Below are 26,005 nucleotides of genomic sequence, written 5' to 3'. Positions count from 1 at the left end.
GCAAATAAAAATAAAATTGCAATCACAACAGATTTAGATAAAAAATATGCCTCAATTATCCCAAAATTAGGTTTTAAACATCAATTATGTATTTTTCATACTAAAAAAAAGTTTAAACAAACAATTAAAAACTTTTAAAGATAAAAATCGCATTTCTGACGAAGAATATCAAGAATGTCATAAACAACTGAATGATCAAAGATTTATTCGATTTAAATGATTATAATGAATTCAAAAATGAAGTACAATCTTTAATTTATCGTAAAGATGATTTTCATCCAGTTATTTATAAAATAATCAGAAAATCAATCACTCCACGATATAAAAGCTTCATTTATCACTTAAAAGATAAGAAAATTGAAAAGACAAGTAACAAAATTAAAAATGCTTTCCAAAAAACAATGCCAAAATCAAGGAAACGAACATTCAAGACCAAACTAGGTGTTTTAAAACGAATATATCGCAGAGATTTAATTTGGAACCAAAATCGAAAAAACGATTTTGAAAATCAACAAAGTTTTTGAAAGAGTCCGTATTAAACTGAATAATTACGATTTAATAAAAGAAGAGTTTAGTTTTAGTTCATTAATCTGTTAGATTATATGATACTCTTCCAGTTCCATCATCCTCAATTATTAATTTATCACATGAAGGACTCAAACTCTCAAGTAATGATTTTCCATTATCTGGAGACATAAACTGAGGCAAATAATTTACAATACAAATTGGATGAACTGTGCATTCAACAGTTTCATTAACTAAATTTATTTCTACAAAATAAGCAACATGTGTATCTGGATTTTTTTGATCAAAAATAAAGTTTCCTAAACTGTAAAAAATCATTGACCCGTTGTAAAATTCCATTCCCTGAGGAACATGAGGATGTGAACCTAGAACAATGTCTGCTCCTGCATCAATTACTTCATGAGACATTTTTACCTGATTTTCATTTGGAGATGTACTATATTCATTTCCATAGTGGAAAAATACGATTACACAGTCTGAGTTTTCATGAGCTTCTTTAATGTCCTTACAAACACTAGAATTATATGCTGAGTAACCTGGTGAGTCACTGGTAGCAACTGGCATTACTTCATTACTGTATTCTGCAAAGTTTTCAGAATCCATGAAATTGAATATTGTAATATTACGACCATTAATCTCTTTTGTAACACCTTTATGTGCCTCATCTACATTATCACCCGCACCGATTGGTGTTATGTTATTTTTCTCAAGATTTTTGATTGTATCATGCATACCATCAATTCCATAGTCGAATGCATGATTATTTGCAAGTGAAGCTATAGTATTTGGATTATTTCGAGCTAAATAAACAAAACTAGGACTTGTTTTAAGAGGAACATCTCCTTTAACTGCATTTTCTGAAGTTGTAGCTGCATTCTCAAAATTAATTAAAAGTAAATCTGTTTTAGAAGTTACATTAACTACATTTACAAAAGGATTTTCCCCACTTGAAAGTATTCCTTCCATGTTACGTGCAAACATAACATCCCCTGTAACAGCTATTGATGCATTACCTTTGTGTTCATTAACAACGATTTTACTACTATCAAAAGCCATTAATCCTGCTAAAAGAATCAATAATACAATAATAGCTACTATGACTAATTTTCTAAACTTCTTCATTTAAACACTGCCTACTATATCCCATTATTCAAGATTTTACAAAATAATACCAATAATATAATATTAACATTCAGTAATTACTTAATTAATAATACAGGTACATCTGAGGTTCTCAAGAGTCTTTCTGAAACTGAACCTATTTGAGTATCTGAAACACAACTCTCATCAAAAGATACAAATCTGTTATTATTTGAACCATGTGCATGAATAACAACTAAATCAGCACGTGTTTGATCAACAATGAATTTCATATCTCTTAAAGGATCAGCAGTGATTAAATGTTCAGTTACTTCAATTCCAACACTATTAGCCTTTTTAGTAATTTTTGATAAAATTGAATTGCCTTCATCTTCTTCAGAATCATAGCTACTAAAAGAAAACTCTTCAAGAACATTAACTGCTGCAATTTTAGAGTTAAACTTTTGAGCTATTTCAATAGCAACATCTGCTGCTTGATATCCATAATCAGAACCATCTACAGGAACTGCAATAATATCGAACATATTTATTCTCCTTTTAAATAATCTGCATGACAAAAATCAATGAAGTTATCAACAATCTTATCAATATCTTCACTGTCATCAACAATTTGTCCATCATCCATGAAGATTGCTCTGTTACTTAACTCTTTGATAAAGTCAGTATTGTGAGAAATCATTACAATAGTAATTCCATAGGTTTTTGAAATTGTCTTAAGAGCATTGGTTACGTCTCTTAAAGTTACAGGGTCTAAATCTCCAAATGGTTCGTCTAAAAGCAAGAATTTTGGTCTTGAAACTAAAATTAATGCAAGCATTACACGTACTTTTTGACCACCAGACAATTCATAGGATTTTCTGTGTAAAATATCCATATCCAAATCAAGACTTTCAAATATGTCAGCAACTGCTTCTTTGGTTGCAGTTTCTGGGAATTTAGGGAATAAATCATCTAAAATATCAGCATCAAGTCCTACTTTACTTAATCTGTCTCTTGCTTCAACTTCAGGTAAATCAGTAAGTAAGTAGAATGAATCTAATAAATCATCACTTAAACCAATGTTTTTAGCTCTTTGTTGAGCTTCTTTAACAATATCCTGATTTTTATAACCTAATCTAGTAGCTAGTTGATCTAAAACAGTTGCATAGTGGCTTAAAGCAAATTCCTGATGCATGAATCCTAATTTGGATCTGATTTTCATACGACCCATTCCAGGAATGTCAATGTCGTTCCATTCTCCATCAACGTTGTATAATACTTCTCCTTCATCAGGATCTTCCAATCCTCCAAGCATTCTTAAAAGAACTGTTTTACCTGCCCCACTAGGACCAATAATACTTAAAATGTTTTCTTTTTGAACTGTGAAGTTTGTATCTTCAATTTGTAAAACTTCTCCACCAGTCAAAAGGAAGAATCTTTTATAAACATCATTTACCTGAATAACATCTTCATCAGTAGAGATATTTTCTATATCTACAATATCATCCATACCTTCCATGAATTTGTCACAGATTTCATCAGCAGAGCCTTCATCTACAATTTCACCATCTTCAAGTAAAATAACTCTGTCTGCTAAATATTTTTGAACATCAGGCAAATGAGAAACAACAATAACAGTTATGTTCAATTCTTTGTTGATTTTTTTAACAGCATCCAAAATTTCCTGTTTTGTTTTTGGACATGCCATAGTTGCAGGTTCATCAAGAAGTAAAGCTTTAGGTTGTTTAGCAAGTTGTCTTGCCATGATTAACCTTTGTTTTTCTCCACCACTGAGAACAGATGCATAATGGTTTTGCTTATGGGTTAATGAAACAAGTTCTAAAAGTTCATCAGCCTCTTGGCCGAATTCACTTTCTGCAATTTCAAAGTTGGTATCTCCTTCATCGAAATATCTTCTAGCATAAAGTTTTCTTAATACGTTTTCACGAACTGTATCAGGCCAGATACCAAAAGATCTCTGCAAGTGTATTGCAGTTTCTTTTTTAAGATTATTGTAGTAAAATTGAGATGATTCACTGGTAACTTTTGCACTTCCCACTTCAATACTTCCAGCATCGATGTGTTCAACACCTCTGAGTGCTCTTAATAAAGTAGTTTTACCAGAACCACTTTTACCCATAATACCTAAAATTTCTCCTTCTTTAACTTCAAAACTAACATCTTTAAGTGCTGTGATTTTAGTTCCGTCAGTTAATTCATAATCTTTACTTACATTATCAACTTTTATCATTATTTCTTGCCCCATTATATATCAATACAAATTTATATTAATGAAAGTATTTATATCTTATATTAATTAACTGAAAAAAGTGAATAAAATGGTTAGTGAAAATAAAATTCAAGAATATCAAAATATTTTAGAAGAAGAAAAACTCATGATTGAAACACATTTTGTAAATATTGAGAGAATTTTAAAAGAACATGAAAAACTTGAAAAAGACAAATTATTCGCATTAATGAATAATTACAATACTTTAAATATCCAATATGAGCAGTTATGTAACGATCTTATTGAGTTTATTAAAATATTCAGAGAAGAAAACCAAGAAATCAGATTATATAAAACTGAAGAGTTAATTAACTTATTAGAATCAAAAATTAATCAATTAGATTAATTATATGATATTGAAACACTTCCAGTACCATTTGAAGTAGTATTCTGAGCTACAACATCACCATTTCTTAATAATTTAACGGTTAATTCTCCACCATCATTATCATATTTTTGTGCAGCAATATAAATAGAGTCCCATGATGCACAATCTAGAATATATGACCTGGTACCTGATCCTTCTTCAGTTACAAGATAATTTGGATTACCCATTTTAGCGCCCCAGTAACCATCATACTCAACAACGGCAGTATACGGGTAAGAAGCAGTTTTATGAACACTACCATCATCTGAGATGATATTTAAGGATTCCTGTTGAGATGGTTGAGTAATATTATAAATGAATGAAAATAACAATAAGGATATGGCAATTATACCTAAAATAATAGCTACCTTTTTTGCAAATCCAATATTCCAACTGCTGGTTCTTTTAGAATTATTAATTCTATTACCATTTGCATCAGTTAGAATATATGCACAGTTATCACAATACACTGCGGTGGATGAATTTTCATAACCACACCGGGGACATTTCACCATAATATAAAATCCTTTTTTTAATTTACTATAAAGACTTTATTATGATACTCATATTTAAATCTAATGGAAAATTAGCCGATTTTCGTAAAAATTAATATTAAATTAGTGATAATAATTATAGACATTTTCAGCCGTTTTTTGATTCATGTTATCTATTTTGGCTAATTCTCCAACAGAAGCCTTTTTAATATTATCAACACTTCCAAATTCTTTTAAAAGACTAATTTTTCTTTTTTTACCAATTCCAGCAATATCATCAAGAGAAGAGGCTTGAATATTATCACTACGCAGTTTTCTATGATATGTTATTGCAAAACGGTGAGATTCATCTCTAACTTGCTGAAGCAAATGCAATGCGATATTATTTTTAGGAATTATAATTGGACGTTTTGAGTTTGGAAGATATATCTCTTCAAATTCTTTTGCAAGACCAATAATAGGTATATGAGTGAGATTTAATTTTTCCAAAACACCGCAGGCCATACCTAACTGTCCTTTACCCCCATCAATCACTATTAGGTCAGGTTCCGGGTCTTTGTCAATCATTTTTAATCTGCGAGTCAGTAATTCCTCCATCATCGCAAAATCGTTTGGACCAGGAGTTTCCATCTTAAAACGCTTATACATTTTTTTATTAGGTTTGCCATCTTTAAATGAAACTTTTGAACCAACAGCAAACTTGCCTGAAATATTACTGATATCGTATCCTTCGATTACATGAGGTACTTTTTCAAGTTTAAGGTATTTTTTAAGCTCCATTAAGGAATTATCCATATTTTTCTTTTGATGTTTGATGATTTCAGCGTTTTTCTTAGCCATTTTAACAAGACGTAATTTAACACCTTTTTGAGGAACCTTTATTTTAACTTTATTTCCTCTTAAATCACTTAACCAATCTTCAAGTAAGTCTTTTTCATCAATATCATCTTCTAAAAGAATTTGTTTTGGAACGTGTCTGTTATAACCATAATACTGTTGAATAAATGCAAACATTACTTCAGATGCAGAATCATATTTTGAACTGCTCATTAAAAAGTCATCACGACCAACAATTTTACCATTTCTAATAGGCATTATAATAACAATAACTTCGTTTTTATTCAAAGCCATAGCTATTACATCCTGGTCTAAATCATCATTAGCAAGTTCAACAAACTGTTTTTCCATGATTTCTTCAATAGATGAAATCTGATCTCTTATTACAGCTGCTTTTTCAAATTCTTCATTATCAGCTGCTTCAAGCATTTCTTTTTTAAGATTTTTAACAATTACAGAGTATTTTCCCTGGAAAAACAAATCAATTTTATTGATAATTTCTGAGTATTGTTTTTTGGAAATTCTTCCATCACATGGTGCATAGCACAAGTCAATTTGTGAGTTTAAACAAGGCCCATTCATATTGCGGCAAGTCCTTATTTTAAATAATGACTTTAAGAATTTTACAGTTCTTTTAACTGAACCTACATCAGTAAATGGTCCAAAATATACTCCATTTTTTGTAACATTACGTGTAATAACTAAACGTGGATACTCCTCATCAGTAATTTTAACATAAGGATATCTTTTATCATCTTTTAGCTGAATATTATACCTTGGACGATGTTTTTTGATTAAATTAGCTTCTAATATTAAAGCTTCTTTTTCAGAATTAGTTATAATGTATTCTAAACTATGAAAATGACTCATTAAGATTTGAGTTTTTGGGCGGTCAAGTTTTTCTCGAAAATAAGATTTAACCCTTTTTACAAGGCTTTTTGCCTTACCAATATAAATGATAGTGTCTGTATTATCTCTCATAATATAGACACCCGGTTTATTTGGCAAATTATCTGGAGATTTAGCTTTAGTTGACATAAACTACCCTATTTAAGTTCAACAATATCATTTTCAAGTTTAATTTTATCATGAGCAATCATTAAATCTAAAACATTGTTTATTCTTGCTGCTGTCTTTTTAGAAGTTGATTTGAAACCAAAATTACGTGAAGTTTCTTTAGCAATCTGTTTTGTTGTAACATTGTTTTTGTGAAGAAGTACAACTTCAATATTCTTAGCTATTTCTTCATTTGAAATTAAATCAATATTTGGTTTGTTTCTTTTTCTAATAGCAATATCATTATTGGAAGCATCATATAAGAAGTCTCCAATTTTCATAATATTTCCTGCATTTTCAGCTTCAAGAATAGCTTCATTTACACGTTTTTTAAGATTAGCTCCAGCTCTTTTAATATTACAGGACTCTTTAACTCTTTTAGTAACTTCACTAACATGAATAGGTCCTTCAATATCTACAATATTACTAATGGATTTAGCAACATTATCTACTGGTTGATTATATAATTCATCCTGTGAATTTAACCCTATATCTTCAACAAACACATAATCAACTATTTCATCTTCCATTTTTCTTTTTCCTGGAAGCTTATGGTCATCAAAAGATTTGAACTGATTATTCTTTTTGCGTCTTTGACGTTCAATTTCTTTATAATCTTCATCAGCACTTGAAATAATATTTTCTAAAGTTTGATCTTTGAGTTCTTCTTCTGGAATAGGTGTAATAACATCATTTTGAATGGTATCCTCAATTACCATTTCCTCAAAGTCATCATCATTATTAAAGGCCATTTCTTCTCTTTTAATGATTTCATCTGAATCATCATCACTTTGCCTATTTAGATATTCCATAGGATCAAATTCTTCAGTTCTATCAACTACAGAAACATAATCTATTTGAGTAGGATTTTCAATTTCCTTTAGAGATTTATTAATGTATTTCATGTCTTTTTTAATACCTTTAATAGATTCTCTAACAGTTTTTGGTTTTTCCTCTTCGTAGTAGAAATTGTTTTTCCTAAGTTTACTTGTTACATCATTTGAACCTTTATAATAAGTAAAGCCATCTACATCGCCATCATCAGTAGTTTCTTGTTGGATGAATTCATTATCTTCAATAATCTCTTCATTATTATCATTAATTTCTGTTTTAGTTTCATTTACTCCGTCAATATTTTCAGTATTTGCCTCGTTATCAGCAGGTTCATCTTCGAAAACATCTTCAAGGAATTCTTCCATAGCTTTATTTACAATTTCTCTTGCCTTTTTATTAATTTCTTCATCATTTAGATTGAAAAATTCATCTTCTTCAATAGGATTTGCTTTAGGAGTTGGTCTTTCAAGAGTATCTCCAAAGTCATTTTGGTTTTTCTTAGGAGTTGGTCTTTCAAAAGCACCATCAAATACGATTTCAGCCTCCACAACACTATCATCACTTGGAGCGGGCATATGTTTAAACTCTTCATCTATAATTTCGCCTCTAACTGTTTCGACTTCTTCTTTTTCAAGGCGAGGCTCTCCACTAACAACATCTGAAAGAATTGATTTTACAAAGGTTGCACTTTTTTTATGATGGAAATTATGATGTTTTTGTTCTGTTTTTGGAGTTTCTTCTGTCTCAAGTTCACCATCATCTTTTTCATCATTAGAATCTAAATCAACCTTAGAATCCTCTTCATCATCCAATACACGTTCATCATCATGACTATGATCAACAACAATATAATCATCATCAGAACCCAAATCTACTTTAGAATCATCAAATATTTCAGATTTAGACTCATCTTCACTTTCCATTACACGTTCATCATCATGACTATGATCAACAATAATGTAATCATCATCAGAACCCAAATCTACTTTAGATGACTTATTCTTATTATCACTAGTAAAAGAACTTGGTTTAACAACTTCTTCTTTTTCTAATACACGTTCATCATCATGACTATGGTCAACAACAATGTAATCATCATCAGAACCTAAGTCAACCTTAGAATCATCTAAATCACTTACATTATCTTTAGATTCAAAATCAACTTTGCTGTTAAATTTAATGTTAGAATCTTCATGTATATTTTCTTCTTTAAGGTCAATATCTGATTCATCATCATGCAAATTAGAATTATTACCTAAATCTTTTGTAAATTTAATAGAAGAGAATAATGAACCTTTATTTTCACCATCATCTTCATTTGATTTTAATATTGATTTGAATCTATCTGTAATTTTCTTAGAGATATTATCAGAAGGATTAGAATCTTCGATATCTTCATCTAAATTAATTTCATCAAATTGTGCATCATCATCTGAATTAGAATCTTCTACATCAGATTCATCATTAGAAACTTCTTCAAATTGAGTTTCAACTTCCAAATCATCAGTTTGGACTCCATCATCTATATTAGAAACATCTTCAATGGTAGAATCATCTTCATCAGAAACTTCTTTAAATTCAGATTCATTAACATCATCAGTTGGAATATCTCCAAAGTCAGAATCCTCAACTTCCTTAAACTGAGACTCACTACCAGAAACATCATCAAAGACAGATTTCTCATCCACATTAGAAACATCATCAATGGTAGAATCTTCTACATCATGAACTTCTTTAAATTCAGATCCATTAGCATCATCAGTTGGAATATCATCAAAGTCAGAATCCTCAACTTCCTTAAACTGAGACTCACTACCAGAAACATCATCAAAGACAGATTTCTCATCCACATTAGAAACTTCTTTAAATTGAGATTCACTACTGGAACTATTATCAAAGTCAGATTTACCATCCACATTAGAAGCTTCTTTAAATTGAGATTTATCTTCTTGTTCATCAAATTTAGTTTTAGATTCTTCTTTATTTACAACAAATTCTGAAGGATCTTCACCAAATAGCTCTTTAGGGTCGATTGAGCTTACATCAGTTGGTTTTTCTAAGAAATCATCTTCAATTTCAACTTCAACAAAGTCACTAGGTCCAATATCTGAAATATCAAATTCTTCAGCATTTTCTTGTTCTTCCAATGCTTTTCTTTCAGCTTCTTCTTTTTCACGTGCTATACGCAACTCTTCAGCTTTCTTTTCAGCTTCCAATCTTCTTTTTTCAGCTAATCTTTTTTCTTCTTCAGAGCGACGTTTTTCTTCTTCACGGGTTTGGCGAATAGATTTTTGAACAAAGTCCAATAGCTTTTTACGTCCTAAATCTCTATTTCTGTACCAGTCTGTAGACCATAAGTGGTAAAGTTTCCATCCAAGACCTGTTAAAACTTGTTCACGTAATCTGTCCCTGTCACGTGCTACTTTACTTGAAGAATACATTTTACCGTCAGTTGTAATACCTAAAATGTATTTTCCAGGATTTTCATCATCAACAATAGCAAGATCTACTCTAAATCCTGCACATCCTATTTGTTTATCTACAGTATAACCATTTTCTTCAAGGAAACTAGCTATTGCATCTTCAAACGGTTGTTTTGCATATTCATCTTTAGTATCTGTTCCTAATGTTAATTTTTCAGCATATTCCAAGAATTCCTTAAGTGATTTTACACCATAAGGTGGGTTTGCTGTTAATTTCATATCATATGCTTTGAAGTTTGAGAAAACAACACATTTTTCTCTTGCACGAGTAATTAATACATTAAGTCTTCTTTCACCACCATTCTGGTTTAGAGGACCGAAGTTAAGAGACATTTTTTTGGTTTCATCATAACCATAACCTACACTGATTAAGATAACATCTCTTTCATCCCCTTGTATTGTTTCAAGGTTTTTAACAAAGAATCTTTCTTCTTTATTATCTGAGAATAATGGTTCGAATTCGGGTCTTTCTTTACGTCTTACTTCCAATGCTTCTAAAATTGCATTTTTTTGTGCAACGGAAAATGTACCTACACCTAAGCTTTTTGTATCCCCATATTTTTCGAAATGGTGGAAAATTTCATCTACAACATCCTGTGCTTCTAGAGGGTTTGCAGAAGATGATCCTCTATGATATGCAGTATTTGGATTGTAGTGGAATTTTAAACCAAGTTCTGGGTCATTATGTGAAGGTGAAGGATAAACCAATAAGTCATTATCATAAAATTCCTTATTTGAAACTGAAATTAAGGATTCGTGACGACTACGATAGTGCCATTTAAGCATTTTAACAGGGAATGATAATTTACATAAATGTAAAATACTTTCCATATCTATTGAAGTTGCTTCTTCTTCATCGCTTTCAGCATCGGACATCTGGTCAAAAAAGGAAGTTGGAGGTAATTGTTGAGTATCTCCCATAACAACTGCTGTTTTTCCTCTCATAAATGCTCCTAATGCATCTTCAGGTTTTACCTGACTTGCTTCATCAAAAATTACAACATCAAATTGCAATTCTTCATTTGTTGGATCCAAATATTGTGCAATAGATAACGGAGACATCATAAAACAAGGTTTAATCTGTTTAATTAATCCACCAGTTTTTTCTAAAAGTTTTCTAACCGGCATGTGTCCGCTTTTTCTTGTAAATTCTCCTGCCAATATTTTAGCCTGTGGGTTTTCAGTTCCACCAAAGATTTTTGGAATATTGCTGTTTAGTTTTTGATAGATTCTTTTACGGTTCAATACTAAAATCTGCTTGTCCAAATCTTTGAATTCGCGAATTCTGTTTTCATGAAGCTCACCTACAAATGTTGCAAGTTCATGGTTTTCAACGAATAATATGTTTAAAAGTGAATCTGCAAAGTTACCTTCAACTAATGCAGAAATATCTTCTTTTTTAATGTTTCTTTTCTCAATTGAGTCTACAAACATTCTTGCATTAGATGATTTGAGTGAATTTTTAGTGTTTAAATACTGGGACCATAAATGTAAGCTTGAGAGTTGTCCTCTCCAGTTGTACAATTGGTTTTTCCATGCTTCAAATGGAACATCCCCAGTTTCTCTTTTAAAGATTAATTTACTTCTTGGGTTTAATTTATCTTTAAGTCTGGAGAGTACTTTAACAAATTCTTCACCAGCATCAATATATTCTGCAAGGTCTCTTTCAGGTTTAATATCAAATAAATCCTTGCTCATCAATTCAATAGTATTATCGGAAAATGTTCCTTCACGTACAAGAGCAGTAAACTCATGCATCCATTTAGCAATAGCTTTTAAATCATCAATATTTGCATTTAAATGCCAGTATCCTCCGAAATATTTCTGGCCTAATGCATCATTAGCTTCAATGTTTTTTCTAATTTTAATTATTGCTTTTGCTTCCTGTAAATCATTTATAATATCATCAACACTTCCAGATACTGGAACAGAGTAATATCTCTCAACAAGTTCAATGTGCTGTTTGTTGTTGAAGAATCTGAATTTCTTATTTGAAATGTTTCTTAACTCGTATATTAATCTGTCAATGTCAACCTGGAAAATACTTTGGTTGAATTTATTTAAAACTGGAGCATATTTTTGATACTTTTGAAGCTCATTAATCAATTTAAATGCATCGTCATTGTTATTATTCCATGCTCCGGATTTTAGTATGCTTCCATCAATTAATTCTGCATTTTGAGATTTGATTATCTCGAAAGCTGAAAGTGAGTTTTGGAATTCATTTAGTGTATCTGGTTTTTTAATTCCGTAGATATCATAAACTCTTCCACGTTCAACAAGGAAATTATCAAGTGCATATAAAGAATCGCCAATTAATATTTCAATTTCCCTTAAATCAGCCGGAAGTAAACTTTTTGGTGAGCATTTACTCCATGGATTTTCTTTAGAGATTGTTTGATATAACTCTGCTAAGCTCTCCAAAGATAATTTCATGTCATCTAAATCTTTTAGAGTAATTGATTCAGGATCATCAAATCTAACTAACGGCATTAGCATATCTTTTGATGCAAAATGGTCATCAGCTGATTCTTTCATACCGTATAATTCAAATGCAGATAAATTAACTGCAAAGTAAGGATGATGAATAATTTGAGAATAATCATCTAATTGACGACGTAAGGTTTCTAATTTACGAATTGTCTGGTCAATGTTTAGTTGATCTTGAGATCTTACATTAGTTGCCTTTTGTAAATCTTTAAGGAATTTTCTTCTTCTGGTTTTGTGAGAATGCAATTCTAAAACAAATTTACCAAGACCTACACCTGCAAGCCTATCTTTTACCACATCAAGTGCAGCCATCTTTTCTGATACAAATAAAACTGATTTTCCTTCAGCTAATAACTCAGCAATTAAATTTACAATTGTTTGTGATTTACCAGTTCCAGGAGGTCCTTCTACAACAAGATTACGTCCTGCTTTTACATCCTGAATAGCTGCAATTTGAGATGAATCTGCATCTAAAACCTGATACATATTTTGATATTCTAACCTTGAGTCTATGTCTTCTTCTCTAAATGCTTCATGATCATTTTTAGCAGGGTTGAAAATAGATTGGATAAGTTCATTTTTAGTTAAATCAACATTATCTTCCCATGCTTCAGGATTTAAATCATTATACATTACAAACTTGGTAAAACTAAAAAATCCTAATGCAACGTTGTTATTGACTTTCCATCCGTCCATTCTGCTAACTGCACGGCGAACACTTGCAAGATAATGGTCAATAACCTCACCATATCTTTTAAATTCAAAATCCGGAAATTCAATACCTGCTTCAAGTAATTTAGCTTTAAGTGAAATGTTGGTTTGAATGTCTTCTCCAGTCCATTCAAGGTTAAATGATTCTCCTACTTTTTTTCTCTCCATTGCAACTGGAATTAACACTAAAGGAGCATTATTTCTTTGTTTAGGTTTTGATTTATCCGTCCATTCTAAAAAACCAACAGCCAAGTACAAGATATTGTAACCTTGTTCCTGAAGCATTGTTTTAGCCTGGTTGTTGATATAATATAATCTTTTTTGGAGTTCTTTTGGAGTCAAATCAGTAGCTAGTTTTTTGTCGCCTTCTGCAAATTTTGAAAAATCAAATGGAATATGATCCCATACAGAAGATTTATCCTCTTTTTTATCTTTCTTATTAGCAACAAAATACATCTTATTATCTTGTAAAACTAATGTCTGAAAAATGTTTATAGGACTCTGATTTACTATAGTAATGGTTTTTGCACGTGTTTTAAAGTTAAGAAGTGGATTTCTTAGAGTTAAATCTAATAGCTCCTTACGTAAGTTTTTGAATTCCTTTTCGATTATATTAGATGATTTGTTTAACATGATGACCCTTTGTAGTGTTTAAAAAATTAAGAAATACAATATTAATTATAGATAATATTGCTTAATAAAAGTTTCTAAGATAATCAAAAAAAGAAAATTTTGAATAAAATTATTGTTTATTCAAAACTTCACGGATGAAGTATTCGTGAATTAAAGTATCCTCAGTTAATTCAGGATGAAATGATATTGCAATATGTTGTCCTTGTTGAATAGCAATGACTTCATCATCAAATGTTGATAAAACTTCAATATCATCTTTGGATTCATCATAACTTTCAAGTACTGGAGCTCTGATAAAAACTCCCATATACTCTTTTCCAAAGATTTCAATAGGACTTTCAAATGAGTCTTTCTGACTGCCGTATGTGTTTCTTTTAACAGTAATATCCATTAATCCGAGCAATGGCTGGTCGAAATCTGTTTTTTTACCAAGTAAAACCATTCCTGCACAGGTTCCAAATACTGAAATATTATTGTCTTTAATAACTTTATCAATTCCTCTTTTGTGGATTAATTTACCAATTACTGTACTTTCTCCACCGGAAATGATTAAACCATCACACTCAGCAACATCATCAGCATAACGTACATATTCAACGTCAACATCAACGCCCATGTTTTTTACTGCTTTTTTGGTTATATCATAATGTTCACTTACAGCACCCTGTAAATTCAATATTCCAATTTTTACCATAACATCACCTTAGTAATGTCCAAATCTTTTTAATTTTTCACTTGCTATTTTTGATGCAAAATCACCACAATCCTTAATGGAGCTATTGTTTAACCTTTTAGCAATATATGCAGCCATATAAGTGTCTCCACATCCAGTTGAATCTTTAATATCTTCACATTTAACTGCATCAATTTTGGTTTCACAATCTTTTGAAAGTATTCTAGATCCATGACTTCCATTAGTTATGATTACTTCATCTACATCACTGCATTCGCCTATGATGTTTGCTTCACGTTCATCTAAAAATATTGAAGTAATGCCTTCTAAAATATCACTTAATTCATCAAAGTTTGCTAATTTTATGCCATAATTTTCATTTAATTCATCACCAGGGATTCTTAAAAATCCTTGAATTGACATGAAAATCGGAACATCAAAACTTTTTAAATAGTCAATTGTTTCAGGTGGAAAATCATATCTGTTTAGAGGATTTAAAACAAATGCATCAATTTTTTCAGGAAATATTTTTTCCAAGTCACTTTTAAGAATTGGGATTTGAGCAAAATTACTTAACTGCACTCTATAATCCCTGTTTTGTTCGTCAGGATATTCGTTTATGAAAAAATGAGTATCGTCTTTTAAAATTAGCTTAACTTTTTGTTTTTCTGGAAAATCACTGATTAAATCAGGATTGGAACAGTTAACAATAGCCAAATAATCATTATAGAATTTTTCAAATACGAAAGATTGGAAATATGTTGCTCCACCAACTTTATTTGAACTTTCATTACCAATAACAACTAAATCATTTGTTACCGGACCAATAACAACAAGTGTCATAATAAAAAAAGATTAAGGGATTTAGATTCCCCTGTCTTGCATTCTATCTTGTGCGTTTAAAGTTGACATTTCAATACCTTTCATAGCTTGGCCTAAACCTTTTGATACTTCAGCCAATACTTCAGGTTTATCATAGTTTGCAGTTGCTTCTACAATAGCACGTGCAAATGCTTCTGGGTTGTTTGATTTGAAAATTCCAGATCCAACAAATATTCCATCAGAACCTAATTGCATCATTAAGGATGCATCAGCAGGAGTTGCAATACCACCAGCAGCGAAGTTTACTACAGGTAATTTTCCAAGTTCTGCGGTTTTTTTAACAAGGTCAATTGGTGCTTCGATGCTTCTTGCATATTTCCAGAGCTCTTCTTCTTCTAAAGTTTGAATGGTTCTGATTTCACCCATAACTTTTCTCATGTGACGTACAGCTTCAACAATGTTTCCAGTACCAGGTTCTCCTTTGGTACGAATCATTGCTGCACCTTCATCAATTCTTCTTAATGCTTCGCCTAAGTCACGTGCACCGCATACGAAAGGAATGGTGAATTCTTTTTTGTTTAAGTGGTATTCTTCATCAGCAGGAGTAAGTACTTCACTTTCGTCAATCATATCTACTCCAAGAGTTTCTAAAATTTGTGCTTCAGCTATATGACCAATTCTAGCTTTTGCCATAACTGGAATAGATACTGCATCAACAACTTCTTCAACAATTGTTGGATCAGCCATTCTAGCTACTCCACCTGCAGCACGAATATCTGCAGGTACTTTTTCAAGAGCCATTACAGCAACTGCACCAGCATCTTCTGCGATTGCAGCTTGTTCTGCATTTACAACATCCATAATAACTCCGCCTTTAGTCATCTTAGCGAATCCTTCTTTTAAAATATCGGTTCCTTTGTTAACCATAATAATCATACCTTAAATAAATATATAACAATTGTTATTATAACTATTATGTCAATCATAGTATATAAAACATTTGGAAAATTAAACAAACAAATATATTTTTTTCAAATCATAATAATTTAAACAAATTTTAAAGTAATGTCTACCATATAGTATTTTGCTACTATATTATATATTTCACCCATAAAAAATTTATTATAACTACAGTTATTTGAATAATTAAGTTATATTTATATAATTTGAAAAATGAAATAATAATAGTGATTTAAATGGCAGTATTTGGAACAACAATATTTTCCCACATTCTTCCGGTAATATGTGGTGTTATTGGAATAGTGATGATTATTTCTGGATCTTTAGAAGATAAAAACTTTAAATTAGGATTAGGCATACTATTATTTGTATTAGCATGCATAGGCCCATATTTAGTTTTAAGCGTTCTAGTCTAATATTTTAACTTCACCAGAATGTAGGCTAGTTCCTATTAATACTTTTTTTATACCCAATGATTCTAATTCAGCTAATGACTCTTTATTAAGTCCACCTGCAATAATTAATTTTTCTTTTAAGTCATCAAATTTATCAAGTAATTCTTTATTATATCCTTTTTCAGTACCTACACCAGATATATCTAAAAGAATAATATCATCAGGATCAAGCTCTTTTAAGATTTCTTTAAATTCAACTAAATTTAAATCTAAATTTTTTGCAAGTAATTCATCATCTTTTACATCAACACTAACTACAATTCTTTGTTTTGGATATTTTTCAAAGATTTTTCTCATCTCATCAATACTTTCAAGTGTTTCTGTTGGAATAATGATTTTATAAGCATAATCAAGATAAAATTCAAATTCTTCACAATTTTTAACTCCACCATCAAATATTACTGGTAAAACTGTATTTACAAGTTTAATATCATTAATGTTGTGTCCTACTGATTCTATTAAGTCTAAATCAGCAATATACATCTCATCTGCACCATTTAACTTTAATCCCTGAGCAATATCAAGAGGATTTGAAGATGAAGCAAAAACTGAGTTTAATGGCTGGTAAGTATCCCTCATTCCGGATTTACCACTAACTGCCTGATGTTGTTTTAAATCTATAACTGGAATTTTTTTAATCATAATAAAGAATTAGTCAAAACAAGTATTAAAATATGAAGGAAAAGGGCGGTCCATTCATTGACCACTCCCATAAAAATAATGATCAATTTAAGACATTTGTGTCTCTATTTAATAAGTTATTCAACATTATATATAAACCTTACTATATTTTAGAAAAATTAAAGTATACTTGAATATATAAAATTTAAAAAAAATAAAAATAATTAAATAAAAAACATATTTATTCAAAATTTAATAAACAATCATTCAATAAAATATAAAACAAATAGAACACCAAAAATTAAAGCCAAAAAATAAGTCAATTTTTAATAAACTGTGCTTGATAAAGTTAAATTGAGAAAACAAGGTATAAGTTTGAAGCATCAAAGAGGGAATTTTGAAAGATAGAGATTGTTTTTTTAGTCCCACCAATAATGTGACATAATACTTCAAACTATAATCAATAATATATTATTTTATATATAAATACTTTTTTATGAAAAAGTAATACAATCGTTAATAAAATAATTAAAAAAAGTAATACATAAAATTTTAAAAAAAAATAATTAAACTCTAAAATTATCATCAATATATGAATCAAACTTCATGTAAGATTCATCAATAGCCTGCATAATCTGATCTTGAGTAATCTGTGAGAGCTCATCAAATAAAACTCCAACATCAACATCAACATCTAACTGTTTGTTTTCATAGTTAAGAGTAATATCCAAGTCTAAATCTTCTAATTCCTTCATAGAGATTGCTTTTGAAACTTCTTTTTCAAGAATTTCACCAAATGCATCAGAAATAGTGGATAAATCGTCTTGAGATAAAATTTTTAATTTTGACATAAAAATCTATAAAAAAAGAAAATAAAGTATTAAGCCTATTGGCCCATACCTTGCATAACTGATTGAATAGAAGTTTGCATTTCTTCAAGTTTTTTCATAACTCTTTCTTCTTGACGAGCCATGGTTTGTTTTCTTAAACCGAGAGTTTCTAATTTGTCTTCCATATCAGCTAATGCATCAGCGTATTCAACTTTAATAAGTAAAGTACCAGCTTGTTTGAATACTTCAGTTGAATCATCAGTTTTTTTAAGTTCTTCTAATGCTTTTTCAGTTTCTTGAATTTGAATTTCAACATTTTGAACTTGCATGCTTATAGCTTGAGCTTGTTGTTGTAATTGTTGAAATTGATTTAATTGTTGTTGAATGTTTTCAGGAATCTCCATATTATCACCTTAAATTATTAAATAAAAATTAATTAGTTAAATTATTTATTTCCAAAGCCAAATTAATCCATTTAATTGCAGAATTAATTGAAGCTCTAAATGAAGTGGAATCTTCAGCATCAATATTAATTATGATATTAGACCCATCTAAATCAATTACCATAGATGATCTAAAATCCGGAGCTGTACTAAATTCTAACAAGATAGCATCGTAAATAATCTTTGCTTGTGCATCATCATCTAGTTCAATAACAATATTACTTTTAACTCCTTCAAGAGGACTTCCATTAATCATTTGATACCTCTAAAATCTTTTTAACATTAATTTTAAAGTTATTAACATCACCAAATTTATTAATGAAATTAATTTTAGCTATTGAATCTTCACTTTTAGAAATCAATAAATAATTCTTCTCAGCACTATCTACCAATTCCATATCCAAGATATCACTTAAAACATTAAGTTCTTCTACTTGGGAAACTATTTTTAATTCAGAAGGAGCAATATTCATCTTTTCCTTATGCTCAGATGCTCCAATAATTAATGTTAATAATAAGTCACCACGATTATCGAAAAATGAAATTCTACTAGGATTTCCCTTAATTTCATTAACAATAGCTAAATTATACTCATCAACATCTAATGCTTTAAGTAATAATTCACGCATGTTCATTTTACCTCTGTTAACAGAAGTTGAACCTGTTGCATGAGCTAAATCTTTACAGAATTTCCTAGTCTTTTGAGAAGGTTTTCTAGATGTTGAAATTAACATTTAAATCAAAAATAGTAAAAAAATTTAGTGAAAGCAGATGAATTATCTTGCTTTAATTATTCTAGTAGTCTCAGGTACATTTTTAAATAAAATCCTATATCTGCATTTAGGACATTTATTTTCTTCGTAACTTTTGTGATCTACTTCTGCTCCACAGCTCGGACACCTATACAAGGCCTATTCCTCCACTTTAATATCCCTAATACTACGTGCTGCAGATTTTGCCATAGGAGTTTGTGGAATGTAAGCTCCTCCAGTGAATACTGCACCACATTTTCTGCATTTCCAAATTCCAGCAGCTTGTCTTTTAACGTAAGGTCTAGCACATTTAGGACAAACATGATCTTTTTTCATGTTTTCTTCAATAATCTTTACAGATCTTTTAGCTTTTCTTCCGTATCTTGCACCGAACCTTCCTGTAATACCAACTTTTTTAGTTCTTGCCATTTAAATTCTCTCCGTTAATAATAAAATTTAATAAAATGTAAATAATTTCAATTTACATCGATTATATAAAATAATCCTAAAATTATCTAATATGATAATATTATACTAACTAATATTTAAAGGTTTGCTTAAAATTAGTCATTTTAAGAAAAAACAACATTTTCCCAAGGAAATATAAAAATTTTGATGAGAAAAAACTATTTCCTATAAATCTTTTATGTCGTATGCTTATCTCATCAAAAAATATTAAATTAAATCCAACTAGTCAAGAGTCGGATAATTAGGACTTTCATTAGTGATTAACAAATCATGAGGGTGGGATTCTTTAATACCACTGCTTGTAATTCTAACAAAGTTAGCTTTTTCTTGCATAGCAGCAATATCTTTAGCACCACAGTAACCCATAGATGATTTTAATCCACCAACTAATTGGAATAAAATTTCCGCAACAGTTCCTTTGTAAGGTACAGCACCTTCAATTCCTTCAGGAACGTATTTAGTGTGGTTCATTTTACTTTTTTGACCTTGGAAGTATCTGTCTGCTCCACCGTCGTATTCACTGGTCATTGCACCCATTGAACCCATTCCACGGTATTTTTTATATTGTTTACCGTTCATAACAACGATATCACCAGGAGCTTCAAGGGAAGCAGCAAGTAAGTTACCAAGCATTACTGCATCTGCACCAGCACCAATAGCTTTAGCTACATCACCAGAGTATCTAATACCACCGTCAGCAATAACTGGAACACCAGTACCTTCAGCAGCATCTGCAACATCAGAAATAGCTGTTAATTGTGGTACACCTACACCAGCAACAATACGAGTAGTACACATTGAACCTGGACCAATACCAACTTTTAATGCGTCAACTCCCATTGAGATTAAATCTTCTGCAGCTTCAGCAGTAGCAATGTTACCTACACATAATTCTGCGTCAATATTATCTTTAATAGTTTCAGTGAATTTAACAACATTCATGTTGTGTGCGTGAGCACAGTCAATAGAAATAATGTCTGCTCCAGCTTGGTCAAGTGCCATTGCTCTGTCTAAATCAAATGGTCCACAAGCAGCAGCAACTAAGAAGTTACCGTCTTTGTCACGAGCAGCATTTGGGTATTGAGCTTGATTTAAAATATCTTTAATAGTGAGAATTCCAACTAATTTACCATCACGAACAACAGGAAGTCTTTCAACTTTGTTTTCATAAGCAATGTTTAATGCTTCCTCAGCTGAAACTCCTTCATCGACGGTTACAACATCAGAAGTCATAATATCTTTAACAGATTTATTTGGTTCTGATTTTAAGATTGGTCTGATATCTCTTTTGGAGATAATACCAATGATTTCATCACCATCAACAACAGGAAGACCACTAATTAACTCATCTTGCATTTTAATTTGTACTTCAGCAACAGTAGAGTCCGGATTAATGGTTACAACATCACGAATAGTTAAATCTTCAGCGTTTTTAACTTTTCTAACTTCTTCAACTTGTCTTTCTTGAGTGATGTTTCTGTGAATTACACCCACTCCACCTTCTTGTGCCATTGCAATTGCAAGATCTGCTTCAGTTACAGTATCCATTGCAGCACTTAAAACTGGAATGTTTAATTTAATTCCTTTTCCTAATTCAATTGTTGTATCAATGTTTTTTGGTTCAACATAACTTGCATTAGGAGTTAAAAGAAAATCATCAAATGTATAAGACATTCTTGCTTCTTGAACTTTTTTAGAAAATGACATGAGTAACACCTATTTAAAATGAATTACATAATTCTTTGAGTTCAGCTACTGCAGTATGATGTATTTTACCGGTGTTTCTGTCACCGCCAACACATGCAGCTCCTCTAATACCAACAACATCACAGCCAATATCGTGTAATGGTTTTAATTGGTCTTTTTTAACAGAACCTGCAAGTGCAGTTAATAAACCATAGTCGTGAGCTTCTTCAACAAATTCTTTTAATTGATCTAAATCTAAGTAATCAAATAAAGTATGACCATCTTTAACAGCAGTATCTAACATTGCAAGGTCGCATCCTGCATCTCTTGCGATTTTAGGGATTTCCATTGGTCCTACTGCACCTACACGGTGAGCATCAGCATATCCTGCTGCTACAATAATAGTTTCTTCACTGATTTCTTTTACAGTTTTTACAACGTTTTCCATGACTTCAACAGCTTCGTCATGGGTTTTTGTTCCGTACAATCCAACTTTAATATAATCTGCTCCAGAAACATGAGCACCCATTGCTGCAAGAGAAACAGTACCTGGTTTGTAAGGTACATCACCTAAAGTTGCACTTACAAGTTTATCTTCAGGAGTTAATTCTCTAATTTCCTTAATTACCCAAGGAAAGTTAGCACCTAAAGAACCTTCTTTAGGATTTTTTACATCAACAATGTCTGCTCCACCTTTAATAGATTCAAGAGCTTCTTCACGATTTATAGGACTAATTAATAGAAGCATATATTTCCTCCAATATTATATTATAATATATTAATTTTAGTTTCTTATTACATATAATATTATTGTTTTTTAAGAAAAAATAGTGAAAAAAAGAGTGTTTTAAAAATTAATATGGTGAATTTTTATTGGAAACATTATTTTTGATTATTCCATGAGCTTTAGGATAAAAACCAACATCAGCAGATAATCTTCTCATATTTTCAATAATTTCATTGGTTGGTATTGAAACAGGACAGTTTAGAGTACATAATCCACATAAAGTACACATATATAATCCTGAATTAAAGCAAGTCTCATCATCTTCAATGAATTTGGACATTGCAACTCCACGACCACCTAAATAATTATTAAAACCAAATTCGTTTCCAACAGCATTATATACTGGACAGTGAACAACACAGTTTCCACATCCAATACAGTACAAGCATTCTTCTGGTGCTTCACTTCTTCCATTGTCAAGAAGAATAACTACTACTTTTTCAGCACCATACATGTTTTTTAAGAGTTTTTTCTCAATGTCTGCTGTTTTTGAAGGTCCGGAAATTACATTCATATAAGATGTTACATAGTTTCCAGTAGCAAAAATTGTTTCAAGTTTTACAACAGATATTGCATCTTCCAATGTCGGTACAATTTTATCAATTCCTGCTACGATTATATGCAAGTCTTTTAGTGAAACTAGTGAAATATTACCTTCATTATGCACCATTACAAGAGATCCTTCTTCAGATGCTATAGCATTAGCTCCACTTATACCTACGTTAGCATTTTTTAGACGATTTAAAACATCTTCTCTTACAGTTTCCATGATTTCTCTTGGAACAGGATTTACATTAGTATCAAGAGAGTTGTTTACAATTTCAGTAATATTATCAACATTTAAATGTGAAGCAGGTCCTGTCGGGTGAACAGGTTTATTATCTGTTTTTTTAAGTTGTAGAATTCTATCTCCAAGGTCTGTTTCTACAACATCAATATTAGAAAAATGTTCTTTAAAGTTAATTTCACCTAATGTATTGGATTTTGCTTTTGCTATTGTGCTGCAGTTATATTCACTAAGCAAATCTTCAATAATAGCTATTGCATCTTTTGAGGTTTTTGCAAACTCAAAATCAATCCCATTTCTTTTAAATGATTCTAAAAGCTCGTTTTTTAACTCTTCATTATGTTCAATGGAATATTTTTTGATTTCATGACATCTTGATATTAACCTTTTAGTGGAAGGTGATTGTTTAAGAGCATCAGATCTGTTTTTAACAGTATTAAATGAATTTCTCATTGTTTCAAGTTCACTGGGTTTCATCCACATCACCATATTCTACTAAAAATTCAGTTAAATCTACAACATCAATTTCTTCATTTTCCAAGTTAAGTTTACAAAAAGGACAAGATGTGATTAATAGCTCACAGCCTATTTCTTTTGCCTGTGTGATTCTTGAGTTAGCCATCTGGTTTGCAATTTCAGGATATGCAGATTTTACTCCTCCCCCTGCACCGCAACACAAACTATTTTCACGAATGTTTTGCATCTCAACAATATCTCCAACAGCACTGATTACACTTCTTGGCTCATCAAAGACATTTTTGTGACGTCCCAAGTGACAGGAATCATGATAAGTAACTTTTAAGTCCTTTTTTGATAATTTTAATTTATTTTCACTGATTAATTGACTTAAAAGTTGGGAAATATGAATTACGTCAAGTCCTTCATAGTCTTCGGTTAATGTTTTATAACAGCCTGCACAGGAAGTGATGATAGTTTCTCCTTTTAGAATTTCAGTATTTTTTTCAATCTGCTCTTTAGCTTCTTTTAAAAAACCAGTTCTAAGAAGTACAGATCCACAGCATTTCTCCTCATCCAAAACGTGATAATCAACACCAGCTAATTTTAATAATTTTTCGGTTGCATCCTGAATGCTGGTTAGCTTTTCTCGTGCAGTACATCCTCTAAAGTATAACATTATTCTTCCTCTTTGTCTTTAAGAGATATTTCGTTGTTTAGAGCTATTTCCTTAACAACTTTATTTAAATTATCTTCCAAATCATCAATTTTAGAATACAATTTGAATATAGTATATACTAATACTGCAAAAACAACAATGATGATAAAGTCTAAACCACGTGTTATACCAAATAGTTTTGCAAATGAAGTACTGAAATGTGGGAAAATTGCAAATAAACTAATAACAATCCATAATAAAGACCATAATGAAACTAAAAATAATGAAGTTTTCCCCTTTAAATATCTAAGTAAAAACCAGATAATTGCAATAACAGATATTAATGGGAATAAAATTGAATAAACTAACATTTAATCACCTAAAATTGATGTTTAATCATTTGAATTAATATTTTTAAAGCAACAAATACGTTTGTTCCTTTAGCCTGAGTTTCAGGAGTGTAAATTGTTTTTATTTTAACTTCTTCAAATGGGATTTTATTATCATTGACTTCACGAATGAATTCTGAAGAAATAAGGTATCCTCTAGCATTAATATTTATTTTTCTTAAAGCATCAATGGTAATAGCTCTAAAACCGGTTTGAGAATCACTTACGTTGACTTTGTAAAATATTCTTGTAAGAAGATTCATTACAGCATTAGCAAAATTTCTAGTTAATGGCATGTCTTCTAAAGGTCTAACCCCAATTACAGCCTGAGCTCTGCCAGTAACTAATGGTTCTAAAACGTTTTCCAAATCATTAACGTCATGCTGACCATCAGAATCCATATTAACAATGAATTTTGGATTATATTTTAATACTGCATCAAATCCAGTTTGCATAGCTACTCCAACACCACGATTGATAATATGTGAATAAATAAAGATATTATCAGGATATTTCCTTTTAGATTCTTTGATAACTTCCAAAGTGTTATCTGAAGAACCATCATTAACAATAACCATTTTATAGCCTTTTTTGGCGATGCTTTCAATCACTGGTGTGATTCTTGTAGCTTCATTATATGCTGGAAGAATAACAAATGTTGATTTTTTATCTTCCTCATTAACTTCAAATCCCATTTTACACCTATTTATAATGGTCCTGCATCTTCTTTTCCTTCACGCATACCCATTCCAGCTTCTTTTCTCATTGCTTTTCTGTGATACATCATTTTAATTAAGTTTTGTGCGTGTTCACGAGCTCTGTTTTCTGCAAGTTTAGCAAGTTCAACAGGATCTTCTTCTTCATCTTCATGTACAAATACTTCTAAAATATGTTTATTTGTCATGAGTTGTGCAGTAATAAGACCTGTTGATGCTTCATGAGCACACATTTTATCTTTTTGCATTGGTCCTGGCATTCCAAGTGCCATTACAATATCACAATTTTCTTCTTCAATGAGAATTTTAGCAGTTACAGGTAAGTCTTTTACTCCAGGAACTGTTTGACGAATTATTTTTAAATCATAAGCATTCTTTTTAAGCTCATCAATAGCTGCACTAGCCATATCAAAACGAGCAAAAGTAGTATCACAAATTCCAATTCTCATAGTAAATTCACCTTAAAAAGAAATATGTTTTTATTAGTATAAATGTTTAAGTAATTAAAACGATTTTTTATTAAAATGAGGATGTGACGCAAAATTTTTAGTTGAATTTTTGTTTTTTTTTAATTTTTTTTAATTTTTTCTTATTTTAATTGTTTTTTGTGTTTATTTCGTTGTATATTCTTTTTAGGTTGTGTCCGATTGTATATAGTTTGAATTCAGTGTTTGTGTTTTTTATTCCTGTTGTTGTGAATTC

Annotated in this window: 26 protein-coding genes; 3 read left to right on the top strand and 23 right to left on the bottom strand. The window is 30.7% G+C overall.

The features are described from left to right. Positions 1 to 191 precede the first annotated feature (191 nt). Positions 192 to 524, top strand: a complete 333-nt coding sequence (locus PUD86_00130) for a hypothetical protein (GenBank protein ID MDD6775692.1) — start codon at positions 192 to 194, stop codon at positions 522 to 524. 61 nt (positions 525 to 585) lie between these two features. Here the strand turns inward: PUD86_00130 and PUD86_00125 are convergent, their stop codons facing one another. The 3 genes from PUD86_00125 to PUD86_00115 all read right to left on the bottom strand — a co-directional run bounded on the left by PUD86_00125 (position 586) and on the right by PUD86_00115 (position 3,856). Further along, on the bottom strand, positions 586 to 1,647 hold the full coding sequence (locus tag PUD86_00125) for a CapA family protein (GenBank protein MDD6775691.1): 1,062 nt from the start codon (positions 1,645 to 1,647) through the stop codon (positions 586 to 588). 77 nt (positions 1,648 to 1,724) lie between these two features. Further along, a complete protein-coding gene (locus PUD86_00120) occupies positions 1,725 to 2,150 on the bottom strand; it encodes a universal stress protein (protein MDD6775690.1) in 426 nt (141 codons plus the stop codon). A gap of 2 nt (positions 2,151 to 2,152) precedes the next feature. Continuing rightward, entirely contained in the window at positions 2,153 to 3,856 is a 1,704-nt protein-coding gene (locus PUD86_00115) for an ATP-binding cassette domain-containing protein (GenBank protein MDD6775689.1), read from the bottom strand. Positions 3,857 to 3,944: 88 nt separating this feature from the next. On the opposite strand from PUD86_00115, the gene PUD86_00110 reads away from it, so the two are divergent. Then, positions 3,945 to 4,241, top strand: coding sequence for a hypothetical protein (locus PUD86_00110; GenBank protein MDD6775688.1), 297 nt, complete (start codon positions 3,945 to 3,947; stop codon positions 4,239 to 4,241). Here the strand turns inward: PUD86_00110 and PUD86_00105 are convergent. From PUD86_00105 to pdxS, 6 genes are all read right to left on the bottom strand, one after another. Further along, entirely contained in the window at positions 4,238 to 4,777 is a 540-nt protein-coding gene (locus tag PUD86_00105) for a zinc ribbon domain-containing protein (protein ID MDD6775687.1), read from the bottom strand. The genes PUD86_00110 and PUD86_00105 overlap by 4 nt on opposite strands. 102 nt (positions 4,778 to 4,879) lie before the next feature. Beyond that, on the bottom strand, positions 4,880 to 6,631 hold the full coding sequence (gene uvrC, locus PUD86_00100) for an excinuclease ABC subunit UvrC (protein ID MDD6775686.1): 1,752 nt from the start codon (positions 6,629 to 6,631) through the stop codon (positions 4,880 to 4,882). An 8-nt stretch (positions 6,632 to 6,639) separates the two neighbouring features. Further along, positions 6,640 to 13,800 carry a DUF3320 domain-containing protein gene (locus PUD86_00095; GenBank protein ID MDD6775685.1) on the bottom strand — a complete coding sequence of 2,387 codons (7,161 nt, stop codon included), beginning with the start codon at positions 13,798 to 13,800 and terminating at the stop codon, positions 6,640 to 6,642. Positions 13,801 to 13,909: 109 nt separating this feature from the next. Next, positions 13,910 to 14,494 (bottom strand): pyridoxal 5'-phosphate synthase glutaminase subunit PdxT, encoded by a 585-nt coding sequence (gene pdxT, locus PUD86_00090; GenBank protein ID MDD6775684.1) that lies wholly within the window; start codon positions 14,492 to 14,494, stop codon positions 13,910 to 13,912. A gap of 9 nt (positions 14,495 to 14,503) precedes the next feature. Then, entirely contained in the window at positions 14,504 to 15,316 is an 813-nt protein-coding gene (locus tag PUD86_00085) for a PfkB family carbohydrate kinase (protein ID MDD6775683.1), read from the bottom strand. Between the two features lie 21 nt (positions 15,317 to 15,337). After that, positions 15,338 to 16,222 (bottom strand): pyridoxal 5'-phosphate synthase lyase subunit PdxS, encoded by an 885-nt coding sequence (gene pdxS, locus PUD86_00080; GenBank protein MDD6775682.1) that lies wholly within the window; start codon positions 16,220 to 16,222, stop codon positions 15,338 to 15,340. Positions 16,223 to 16,491: 269 nt separating this feature from the next. Here pdxS and PUD86_00075 point away from each other — a divergent pair, with 269 nt between their 5' ends. Further along, entirely contained in the window at positions 16,492 to 16,671 is a 180-nt protein-coding gene (locus PUD86_00075; GenBank protein MDD6775681.1) for a hypothetical protein, read from the top strand. Here PUD86_00075 and PUD86_00070 read toward each other — a convergent pair. The 14 genes from PUD86_00070 to ribC form a co-directional block, all read right to left on the bottom strand. After that, positions 16,663 to 17,352, bottom strand: coding sequence for a HisA/HisF family protein (locus tag PUD86_00070; protein MDD6775680.1), 690 nt, complete (start codon positions 17,350 to 17,352; stop codon positions 16,663 to 16,665). The two genes, PUD86_00075 and PUD86_00070, sit on opposite strands and share 9 nt — an antisense overlap. Before the next feature lie 545 nt (positions 17,353 to 17,897). Continuing rightward, positions 17,898 to 18,182, bottom strand: a complete 285-nt coding sequence (locus PUD86_00065; protein ID MDD6775679.1) for a DUF3194 domain-containing protein — start codon at positions 18,180 to 18,182, stop codon at positions 17,898 to 17,900. Positions 18,183 to 18,217: 35 nt separating this feature from the next. Further along, on the bottom strand, positions 18,218 to 18,565 hold the full coding sequence (locus PUD86_00060; GenBank protein MDD6775678.1) for a prefoldin subunit beta: 348 nt from the start codon (positions 18,563 to 18,565) through the stop codon (positions 18,218 to 18,220). Between the two features lie 28 nt (positions 18,566 to 18,593). Continuing rightward, on the bottom strand, positions 18,594 to 18,860 hold the full coding sequence (locus PUD86_00055; protein MDD6775677.1) for a KEOPS complex subunit Pcc1: 267 nt from the start codon (positions 18,858 to 18,860) through the stop codon (positions 18,594 to 18,596). Further along, positions 18,853 to 19,338 (bottom strand): ribonucleotide-diphosphate reductase subunit beta, encoded by a 486-nt coding sequence (locus PUD86_00050; protein MDD6775676.1) that lies wholly within the window; start codon positions 19,336 to 19,338, stop codon positions 18,853 to 18,855. Before PUD86_00050 ends, PUD86_00055 begins: the two co-directional genes overlap by 8 nt. A gap of 42 nt (positions 19,339 to 19,380) precedes the next feature. Then, positions 19,381 to 19,512, bottom strand: coding sequence for a DNA-directed RNA polymerase subunit P (locus PUD86_00045; protein MDD6775675.1), 132 nt, complete (start codon positions 19,510 to 19,512; stop codon positions 19,381 to 19,383). Positions 19,513 to 19,515: 3 nt separating this feature from the next. Then, the gene (gene rpl37A, locus PUD86_00040; GenBank protein MDD6775674.1) at positions 19,516 to 19,785 is read right to left on the bottom strand and encodes a 50S ribosomal protein L37Ae; all 270 of its coding nucleotides are present in this window, start codon (positions 19,783 to 19,785) and stop codon (positions 19,516 to 19,518) included. Between the two features lie 261 nt (positions 19,786 to 20,046). Continuing rightward, positions 20,047 to 21,531 (bottom strand): IMP dehydrogenase, encoded by a 1,485-nt coding sequence (gene guaB / locus PUD86_00035; GenBank protein MDD6775673.1) that lies wholly within the window; start codon positions 21,529 to 21,531, stop codon positions 20,047 to 20,049. Positions 21,532 to 21,544: 13 nt separating this feature from the next. Next, on the bottom strand, positions 21,545 to 22,258 hold the full coding sequence (locus PUD86_00030; GenBank protein ID MDD6775672.1) for a (5-formylfuran-3-yl)methyl phosphate synthase: 714 nt from the start codon (positions 22,256 to 22,258) through the stop codon (positions 21,545 to 21,547). Between the two features lie 106 nt (positions 22,259 to 22,364). Next, positions 22,365 to 23,561 (bottom strand): LUD domain-containing protein, encoded by a 1,197-nt coding sequence (locus tag PUD86_00025; protein MDD6775671.1) that lies wholly within the window; start codon positions 23,559 to 23,561, stop codon positions 22,365 to 22,367. Continuing rightward, complete coding sequence (locus PUD86_00020) at positions 23,548 to 24,219, bottom strand: (Fe-S)-binding protein (protein ID MDD6775670.1); 672 nt, start codon at positions 24,217 to 24,219, stop codon at positions 23,548 to 23,550. The genes PUD86_00025 and PUD86_00020 overlap by 14 nt, the downstream gene beginning before the upstream one ends. Next, positions 24,219 to 24,569 (bottom strand): DUF2304 family protein, encoded by a 351-nt coding sequence (locus PUD86_00015; GenBank protein ID MDD6775669.1) that lies wholly within the window; start codon positions 24,567 to 24,569, stop codon positions 24,219 to 24,221. The genes PUD86_00020 and PUD86_00015 overlap by 1 nt, the downstream gene beginning before the upstream one ends. 8 nt (positions 24,570 to 24,577) lie before the next feature. Further along, complete coding sequence (locus PUD86_00010) at positions 24,578 to 25,282, bottom strand: glycosyltransferase family 2 protein (GenBank protein ID MDD6775668.1); 705 nt, start codon at positions 25,280 to 25,282, stop codon at positions 24,578 to 24,580. Between the two features lie 11 nt (positions 25,283 to 25,293). Beyond that, on the bottom strand, positions 25,294 to 25,752 hold the full coding sequence (ribC, locus tag PUD86_00005) for a riboflavin synthase (protein MDD6775667.1): 459 nt from the start codon (positions 25,750 to 25,752) through the stop codon (positions 25,294 to 25,296). Positions 25,753 to 26,005 lie beyond the last annotated feature (253 nt).

Source organism: Methanobacteriaceae archaeon, from assembly GCA_029219465.1.
Classification (GTDB): Archaea; Methanobacteriota; Methanobacteria; order Methanobacteriales; family Methanobacteriaceae; genus Methanocatella.
Note: the sequence above shows the minus strand (reverse complement) of the source record. Positions and strands in the feature narration are given on the sequence as shown.